Origin of the sequence: Streptomyces sp. MK37H (assembly GCF_018035285.1) — a bacterium.
In the GTDB taxonomy this organism is placed as follows: domain Bacteria; phylum Actinomycetota; class Actinomycetes; order Streptomycetales; family Streptomycetaceae; genus Streptomyces; species Streptomyces endocoffeicus.
The window spans coordinates 1-8968 of record NZ_JAAAYH010000373.1; the positions used below are offsets into that span (position 1 = coordinate 1).

Annotated in this window: 8 protein-coding genes; 6 read left to right on the plus strand and 2 right to left on the minus strand. The window is 71.6% G+C overall.

The genetic code is table 11. From position 1 onward, the window contains the following. Together GWI24_RS45815 and GWI24_RS34770 are read left to right on the plus strand one after the other, a co-directional pair. Positions 1–2002: pyridoxamine 5'-phosphate oxidase family protein (locus tag GWI24_RS45815; RefSeq protein WP_247617283.1), on the plus strand; the 2002-nt coding region annotated here is incomplete at its 5' end. A 10-nt stretch (positions 2003–2012) separates the two neighbouring features. Further along, on the plus strand, positions 2013–3191 hold the full coding sequence (locus GWI24_RS34770; RefSeq protein WP_210950032.1) for an acyl-CoA dehydrogenase family protein: 1179 nt from the start codon (positions 2013–2015) through the stop codon (positions 3189–3191). 57 nt (positions 3192–3248) lie between these two features. Here GWI24_RS34770 and GWI24_RS34775 read toward each other — a convergent pair whose 3' ends face one another. Together GWI24_RS34775 and GWI24_RS34780 are read right to left on the minus strand one after the other, a co-directional pair. Further along, positions 3249–5642 (minus strand): excinuclease ABC subunit UvrA, encoded by a 2394-nt coding sequence (locus tag GWI24_RS34775; RefSeq protein WP_210950033.1) that lies wholly within the window; start codon positions 5640–5642, stop codon positions 3249–3251. A gap of 123 nt (positions 5643–5765) precedes the next feature. Then, positions 5766–6176 carry a VOC family protein gene (locus tag GWI24_RS34780; protein ID WP_210950034.1) on the minus strand — a complete coding sequence of 137 codons (411 nt, stop codon included), beginning with the start codon at positions 6174–6176 and terminating at the stop codon, positions 5766–5768. A 179-nt stretch (positions 6177–6355) separates the two neighbouring features. Between GWI24_RS34780 and GWI24_RS34785 the strand changes: the two genes are divergently transcribed. The 4 genes from GWI24_RS34785 to GWI24_RS34800 form a co-directional block, all read left to right on the plus strand. Beyond that, complete coding sequence (locus tag GWI24_RS34785; protein WP_247617285.1) at positions 6356–6730, plus strand: helix-turn-helix transcriptional regulator; 375 nt, start codon at positions 6356–6358, stop codon at positions 6728–6730. Positions 6731–6740: 10 nt separating this feature from the next. Next, positions 6741–7157, plus strand: a complete 417-nt coding sequence (locus tag GWI24_RS34790; RefSeq protein ID WP_210950036.1) for a VOC family protein — start codon at positions 6741–6743, stop codon at positions 7155–7157. A gap of 213 nt (positions 7158–7370) precedes the next feature. Then, on the plus strand, positions 7371–8321 hold the full coding sequence (locus GWI24_RS34795) for an oxygenase MpaB family protein (protein ID WP_210950037.1): 951 nt from the start codon (positions 7371–7373) through the stop codon (positions 8319–8321). Between the two features lie 22 nt (positions 8322–8343). Next, a partial coding sequence (locus GWI24_RS34800) for a serine/threonine-protein kinase (RefSeq protein ID WP_210950038.1) occupies positions 8344–8968 on the plus strand: 625 nt, incomplete at its 3' end.

The window sequence follows — 8968 nt, forward strand, 5'->3', positions numbered from 1 at the left end:
CGGATACGCCGTGGTCCAGCTCGCCATGGTGATTCCGCACACCGGCCACGCGCTGGGCTGGGACGAGTCCGTGTATGTCTCCCAGGTCGATCCGCGCACCCCGCCCGCGTACTTCAGCGCACCCCGCTCGCGCGGCGTCAGTCTCCTGGTCGCGCCCCTCGTCTCCGCCACCGGCTCCATTCCGGCGCTGCGGATCCTGCTGATGCTGCTGTCCGCGGGCGCGCTCTACGCCGCCTTCCGGGTCTGGACCCGGCTGCTGCCCGCATCCCAGGTGGCCCTGGCCGCGCTGCTGTTCTCCGGGCTGTGGATCACCCAGATCAGCGGGCCCGCGGTGATGCCCAACCTCTGGGTGGCGATCGGCGCCGTCGCCGCCGTCGGCTGGTTCCTCCGGGTGCCGGACGAACCGAACGCCCGCTGGTGGCTGGCCGCCGTCCTCGCGGGCGTCACCCTGGTGCGCACCCCCGACGGGGGATGGCTCACCCTGCCGCTGCTGATCGGCGCGATCGGGGTGCGCAGCTGGCGCCCCGCCCTGATTCCGCTGATCGGCGGACCGCTGCTCGGCGCCGCCCAGTGGATCGGCGAGGCGTACGACCGCTTCGGCGGCATCGGGGAGCGGCTGAACGTCTCCAGCGACGTCGAGGGCGGCATGGGCCTCCACTTCAGCGTCGGCGCCGCGCTGCGCAGCCTCAACGGACCCCAGCTGTGCCGCCCCTGCGAGGTGCCGCTGCGCCACCCGGAGCTGACCGTGTGGTGGCTGGCGCTGCCCGTGCTGACCCTCCTCGCCGTACACACCGCCCTGCGCGACCGCCAGGAGCTGCGCCGGGTGCGGGTGGGGCTTGGCCGCCCGGCCGTCCGGCCCCCCGCCGTACCGCTCACCGTGCTGCCCATCGCCTGCGCGGCCACCCTCGCCCTGCCCTATCTCCTGCTCATCGGCTACTCCGCACCGCGCTTCCTGATGCCCTCGTACGCGCTGCTGGCGCTGCCGATCGCCGGGCTGGTGTTCCGCGCCGTACGGGCCGCGCGGTCACCGCAGCACCTGGCGGTCGCGCTCGGGGTGATCATCACGCTCCATCTGGCGAGCCAGTTCGTCATCCTCAACCACACCGCCAAGCAGTCCGACGCCACCACCGGCCGCTATCGCACCGCCGCGAAGGGGCTGCAGCGGCTCGGGCTGCGCCCGCCCTGCCTGGTGACCGGCGACCGCGCCCTGCCCGTCGCGTACCACGCGGGCTGCTCCTCCGCCCAGACCAGCGGGAACAACCGGTCCACCACCCTGCCCTCGCTGCTGCGCCGCGCCGCCCGGGAGCCGACCGCGCTGCTGCTGAGGCGCGGCCAGGCCAGGCCCCCGGCCTACGCCCGCACCTGGGTCGGCTATCCGCTGCCGGGCACCGAGTGGAACGCGTATCTGCCCCCGGACCAGGCGCGGGAGTGGGAAGCCCGGAAATCCCGACAGGAGACGTCCGGAAACGGTCCGAGCATGGGTGCCATGACGATGACCTACCCGACCACCAGCTGGGCCGGATTCGCGGCGGCCGAGCCCGCCTTCGCCGACTACGCCCAGGACCGCTTCCGGCGCTACCGCCACCATGTGCTGGCCACCCTGCGCCAGGACGGCTCCCCGCGAGTGACCCCGCTCGAAGTGAACTTCCTCTCCGGCGAGTTGTGGCTGGGCATGATGCCGGAGTCGCGCAAGGCGCTGGACCTGCGCCGCGATCCGCGGTTCTCGGTGCAGGCCAACCCCGGCCCGGGCGATGACCTGGCCGAGGGCGACGTCCGGGTGAGCGGCCGCGCGGTCGAGGTGACCGACCCCGGGACGATCGCCCGCTTCGCCGAGGAGGTCCGCCCGCCCGAGCCCTCCCACCTCTTCCGCGCCGAGGTGACCGAGGTGGTGCACACCGCCCTGGAGAACGGGCAGATGGTGCTGCGCACCTGGCGCCCGGGCCAGCCGGTTCGGGTCGTACGGCCGGGCGGCGACGACACCCCGCCCCGGGTGGAGGGCTGAGACCCGGGCCGTGGACCTCGAATACACCCCTGATCAGCGGCGGTTGCGCGATGAACTGCGCGCGTACTTCGCCGAACTGGTCCCCGATGACGCCTACGCCCGCTACGCCGACTCCACCGGGCAGAAGCGGTTCTACCGCGAGACCATCCGCCGGCTCGGCACCGACGGCTGGCTGGGGGTGGGCTGGCCCGAGGAGTACGGCGGGCGCGGGCTCGGCCCGGTCGAGCAGTTCATCTTCTTCGACGAGGCGGCCCAGGCCGGGGTGCCGCTGCCGCTGATGGCGCTCAACACCGTCGGGCCCACCATCATGCGGTTCGGCACCGAGGAGCAGAAGGCGTACTTCCTGCCCAGGGTCCTCTCCGGCGAGATCGACTTCGCGATCGGCTACAGCGAGCCCGACGCCGGTACGGACCTCGCCTCCCTCAAGACCCGCGCGGTGCGCGACGGCGACGACTACATCGTCAACGGCCAGAAGACCTGGACCACCAACGGCGACACCGCCGACTGGGTGTGGCTCGCGGTCCGCACCGACCCCGACGCCAAACCCCACAAGGGCATCAGCATCCTGCTGGTCCCGACCGACGACCCCGGCTACTCCTCCACCCTCATCAAGACGCTCGCCTCCCACGACACCACCGCCAGCTACTACGAGAACATCCGCGTCCCGGCCACCCGCCGCGTCGGTGCCGAGAACGAGGGCTGGCGCATGATCACCACTCAGCTCAACTACGAGCGGGTCACCCTCGCCGCCCACGGCACCATGGCCATCCGCGCCCTGCGCGGCGTCCGCCAGTGGGCCGCCGACACCAAGCTCCCCGACGGCCGCCGGGTGATCGACCTGGGCTGGGTGCGCGGCCGGCTGGCCCGCACCCACGCCCGGCTGGACGCCATGAAGCTGCTCAACTGGCAGATGGTGGAGGCCCTCGAGCGGGAGGCCCTCACCCCGCAGGACGCCTCCGCCGTCAAGGTGTACGGCTCCGAGGCGCGCCGCGACGCCTACGCCTGGCTGATGGAGATCGTCGGCGCCGCCGGTCCGCTCAAGGAGGGCTCGGCGGGCGAGGTCCTCCACGGCGAGCTGGAGCGCGGCTACCGCAGCAGCGTCGTCTTCACCTTCGGCGGCGGCAACAACGAGGTCCAGCGGGAGATCATCTCCTGGATCGGGCTGGGGATGCCACGGGTGCGCCGCTGAGCCGCCGCACGGCGGCGCTTCCCGAGAGGGTCCCGGTGCCGATGGAGACTGCCCCGGTCAGCCGCCGACGTACTCCGCGAGGTGCTCAGCGGTGAGGGTGGACCGGGCGGCCACGAGGTCGGCCGGGGTGCCCTCGAAGACGACGCGGCCACCATCGTGACCGGCGCCGGGGCCGAGGTCGACGATCCAGTCGGCGTGCGCCATGACGGCCTGGTGGTGCTCGATGACGATGACCGACTTGCCGGAGTCCACGAGCCGGTCCAGCAGACCGAGCAGCTGCTCGACATCGGCGAGGTGCAGCCCGGTGGTCGGCTCGTCGAGGACGTAGACCCCGCCCTTGTCGGCCATGTGGACCGCCAGCTTGAGCCGCTGCCGCTCGCCACCGGACAGCGTGGTGAGCGGCTGGCCCAGGGTGAGGTAGCCGAGTCCGACGTCCGTCATCCGCTGAAGGATCTTGTGGGCCGCCGGGGTGCGCGCCTCGCCGCTGCCGAAGAACTCCTCGGCCTCGGTCACCGGCATCGCCAGCACCTCGCTGATGTCACGGCCGCCGAGGTGGTACTCCAGCACCGAGGCGCTGAACCGCTTGCCCTCGCAGTCCTCGCAGGGGGTGGCCACGCTCTGCATGATGGCGAGGTCGGTGTAGATGACACCGGCGCCGTTGCAGGTGGGGCAGGCGCCCTCGGAGTTGGCGCTGAACAGCGCCGGCTTGACGCCGTTGGCCTTCGCGAACGCCTTGCGGATCGGGTCCAGCAGCCCGGTGTACGTGGCCGGGTTGCTCCGGCGCGAGCCGCGGATCGGGGTCTGGTCCACCGAGACCACACCCTCCGGGGCCGGGATGGAGCCGTGGACGAGCGAGCTCTTGCCGGAGCCCGCGACGCCGGTGACGACGCAGAGCACCCCGAGCGGGATGTCGACGTCGACGTCCCGCAGGTTGTTCGCGGACGCGCCGCGGATCTCCAGTTGCCCGGTGGCCTTGCGGACCGTCTCCTTGAGCGTGGCCCGGTCGTCGAGATGGCGGCCGGTGACGCCGTCGCTCGCCCGCAGCCCCTCGACGGTGCCCTCGAAGCACACGGTGCCGCCCGCCGTGCCGGCGCCGGGGCCGAGGTCCACGACATGGTCGGCGATGGCGATCGTCTCCGGCTTGTGCTCCACCACGAGCACCGTGTTGCCCTTGTCCCGCAGCCGCAGCAGCAGGTTGTTCATCCGCTGGATGTCGTGCGGGTGCAGACCGATGGTGGGCTCGTCGAAGACGTAGGTGACATCGGTGAGCGAGGAGCCGAGGTGACGGATCATCTTGGTGCGCTGCGCCTCGCCGCCGGAGAGCGTGCCCGAGGCCCGGTCCAGCGAGAGATAGCCGAGGCCGATCTCCACGAACGAGTCCAGGGTGTGCTGGAGCTTGGCGAGCAGCGGCGCCACCGACGGCTCCTCGAGCCCGCGGACCCAGCCGGCCAGGTCGCGGATCTCCATCGCGCACGCGTCGGCGATGCTGACCTTGCCGATCTTGGAGGAACGTGCCGGCTCGCTGAGCCGGGTGCCGTCGCACTCGGGACACTCGGCGAAGGTGACCGCCCGGTCCACGAAGGCCCGGATGTGCGGCTGCATCGACTCCCGGTCCTTGGACAGGAACGACTTCTGGAGCTTCGGTATCAGACCCTCGTAGGTGAGGTTGACCCCGTTGATCTTCACCTTGGTCGGCTCGCGGTAGAGGAAGTCGTGCCGCTCCTTCTTGGTGTACTCGCGGATCGGCTTGCCCTTGTCGAAGAAGCCCGACTCGGAGATGACCCGTACGACCCAGCCGTCCCCGGTGTAGGTGGGGATGGTGAACGGGTCCTCGGCGAGCGACTTGGAGTCGTCGTACAGCTGGGTGAGGTCGATGTCGGAGACCGTGCCCCGGCCCTCGCAGTGGGTGCACATGCCACCGGTGCGGCTGAAGCTCACCTTCTCGGTCTTCGTCTTCTCGGCCCCGCGGTCGACCGTGAAGCCACCGGTCGCCGAGACCGAGGCCACGTTGAAGGAGTACGCGGCGGGCGGGCCGATATGCGGTGTGCCGAGCCGGCTGAAGAGGATGCGCAGCATCGCGTTGGCGTCGGTGGCGGTGCCCACGGTGGACCGGGGGTCGGAGCCCATCCGCTGCTGATCGACGGTGATGGCTGTAGTCAGCCCGTCTAGCACATCGACCTCGGGGCGCGCCAGGTTCGGCATGAAGCCCTGGAGGAAGGCGCTGTAGGTCTCGTTGATCAGCCGCTGTGACTCCGCGGCGATGGTGTCGAACACCAGCGAGCTCTTGCCCGAGCCCGAGACGCCGGTGAACACCGTCAGCCGGCGCTTCGGGATCTCGATGCTGACGTCCTTGAGGTTGTTCTCGCGCGCGCCGTGCACCCGGATCAGATCGTGGCTGTCGGCGGCATGGGGTTCAGGCGACCGCGTGTCCTTGTCCGTGGCCCTGCTCATGGTGTCTCCATCTGTTCGGGCGGGGGCCGCCTGCGCGGCCCCCGCCGGTGTCGCCCGAATCGACCTGACCGGCTTCGAACAATACGTCCGGTTCGCAGGTCATGGCTGTTCTCGCGGTACGGCTCAGGGCAGCTCGTTGATGCGGATCATGTTGCCCGCGGGGTCGCGGAAGGCGCAGTCGCGGATGCCGTACGGCTGCGCGGTCGGCTCCTGGACGACCTCGGCGCCGCTGGTCCGCACCCGCTCGAAGACGCCGTCGAGGTCGGCGGTGGCCAGGGTGATACGGGCGTAGCTGCCCTTGGCCATCATCTCGACGATCGTGCGGCGCTCGTCGTCGGTGATGCCGGGGCCGAGGGCCGGAGGCTCCAGGACGATGGATGTCTCGGGCCGGCCGGCGGGGCCGACCGTGATCCAGCGCATCCCGCCGTCCCCGACGTCCTTGCGCACCTCGAAGCCGAGGGTGTCGCGGTAGAAGGCCAGGGAGGCCTCCGGGTCGTCATGCGGAAGGAAGGTCCAGTGAATGGTGAGGTCCATGGCGGAGACGCTAGCCACGCCCCCGTGACCGGGGCTTCTTCATTCCTGACCGGTTCCCTTCCTGCTCGGTCCGCAGGCCCGTCGCTCCCGGTCCGCACCGGCCCCCGCTGTGGGAAACTGAGCCGGTGAAACGGCAGGATCTCGATGACCTCGTCCGGCTGCGGCGGGCCCGCGACCGGATGGACCGCGACTACGCCGAGCCGCTCGACGTCCCGGCGCTGGCGCGGGGCGCCCTGATGTCGCCGGGCCATTTCTCCCGCAGCTTCCGCGCCGCCTTCGGCGAGACCCCGTACAGCTATCTGATGACCCGCCGCATCGAGCGGGCCAAGGCGCTGCTGCGGCGCGGCGACCTTACGGTGACCGAGGTCTGCATCGCGGTCGGCTGTACCTCGCTGGGGTCGTTCAGCACGCGCTTCACACAGCTGGTCGGCGAGAGCCCGAGCAGCTACCGGGCCCGCGGCCATGACCACGGCGCCGCCATCCCGGCGTGCATGGCCAAGATCCACACGCGACCGGTCAGGAATGGAGAAGCGGACCCCGCCGGCCGGCCGTAGCGTGAGCGGTATGGACATCACCCTTTCCACATGCTTCATCGCCGTCGACGACCACGACAAGGCGATCGCCTTCTACCGCGATGTGCTCGGCCTCGAGGTGCGCAATGACGTGGGGTTCGAGGGGATGCGCTGGGTGACGGTCGGGTCGCCCTCGCAGCCGGACGTGAGCATCGTCCTGGAACCGCCCCTCGCCGACCCGAACGCCTCACCGGCCGACAGACAGACCATGGCGGAGCTGTTGGCCAAGGGCCTGCTGCGCGGAGTCCTCTTCGCGACGGACGACTGCGACGCCACCTTCGAGCGCATCAGCACCGCGGGCGGCGAGGTGCTGCAGGAACCCATGGACCAGCCCTACGGCGTCCGCGACTGCGCCTTCCGCGACCCCGCCGGCAATCTGCTGCGCTTCACCCAGCCGCTCAAGAAGTGAGCCCTGGGCGGGGCCCGCCCAGGGGTCCGATGACGCCTCAGCGGTTCGGCGGAGGCCGGCTGGGTCGCGGAGGCGCCCTGAAGGGGCGGGGGCCGTATCGATATGCGGCTCCGCCGCGGGACGCGACCAGCCACGACGCCGCCGCGGACGATCGACGGCAGATCGGGGCACTTCCAGCGGAGCGCCTAGGCTGGCCGTCGGGAGGTGGTGGCCATGGCGGCGGCCATACGGCGGGGCGGATCGGACGGCGACCCGGGGCTCTACGGCCCCCGGTCGGTCACCTGGCAGATGCACGGCGACCCGGTGATGTGGATCGCGGGGGTGCGCGCCCTGTACCTCCAGGCGCTGCATCCGCTCGCGGTCCGCGGCGTCACCCAGAACTCCGACTTCCGCAAGGACGCCTGGGGGCGGCTGCTGCGCACCGCGCGGTTCGTCGCCACCATCACCTACGGCACCACCGAGGCGGCCGAGCGGGCGGGCGCCAAGGTCCGGGGCATTCACCGCAGGCTCTCCCTGACCGACCCGGTCACCGGGGTCCGGTACGGCGTCGACGAGCCCGAGCTGCTGCTGTGGGTGCACTGCGCCGAGATCGACTCCTATCTCCATGTGATGCGGCGCTCCGGCTATCCGCTCACCGACGCCCAGGCGGACGCCTATGTCGCCGAGAACGTGGTGTCCGCCCGGCTGGTCGGCCTCGACCCGGCCGACGTACCGGCCGATACGGCGGCGCTCGCCGCGTACTTCGCGACGGTGCGCCCCGAGCTCGCCGCCACCCCGGAGGCCCGCGAGGTGGACGCCTTTCTACGGCGGCCCCCGGTCCATGCCCTGCTCGTCCCGGCGCGCGAGGTGATCTGGGGGCGCTTCGCCTCGCTCGCCTACGGGACCCTGCCCCCGTACGCCCACGCACTGTACGGGCGCCCCGCGCCCCCGCCGCGGGTGGTCACCCGCAGGCTGCGGGCGATGGGCAGGGCCCTGCGCTGCATCCCGCCCACGGCCCGTTGGCAGCTGCCGCCGAAGCACATCATGCGGGCGGTCGAACGGCTCGGCCCGGGCAGCCGTCCCTCGCCCTACAAACTGCGCAGAAACGCGGCCATACTGGACAGCGGGGATGCGAGGGGGGCGCGGCCGTTCGCGGCCGGTCTCCACGGGGGCGGCGGGAGCTGACTTCCGCCAAGGCAGGGGGAGCATGGCGGACATCACGCTGATCCAGGGCCGGTACCGGCTGCTGGACCGGATCGGGCGCGGGGGAATGGGCGAGGTGTGGCGGGCGCGGGACGAGTCGCTCGGCCGCCGCGTCGCGGTCAAATGCCTCAAACCGCTGGGGTCGCGGCACGACCCCTCGTTCACCGGTGTGGTGCGCGAGCGCTTCCGCCGGGAGGCGCGGGTGGCCGCCGCGCTGCAGCACCGCGGGGTCACGGTGGTGCATGACTTCGGCGAGCACGAGGGCGGACTCTACCTGGTCATGGAGCTGCTGGAGGGCCGTGACCTCGGTCGGCTGCTGGGCGACAACGCGCGCCGGCCGCTGCCGGTCCCCGAGGTGCTGGACATCGCGGAGCAGGTGGCCGAGGCCCTCGCCTACACCCATGACCAGGGCGTGGTACACCGCGATCTGAAGCCGGCCAACATCATGCGGCTCACCGACGGCACCGTGAAGCTCTGCGACTTCGGCATCGCCCGCCTCCGCGACGACGTCGGCTTCACCTCCCGGCTCACCGGCACCGGCGTCGCCATGGGCACCCCGCACTACATGTCGCCCGAGCAGATCGCGGGCGGCCCGGTGGACCACCGCAGCGATCTGTACTCGCTGGGCT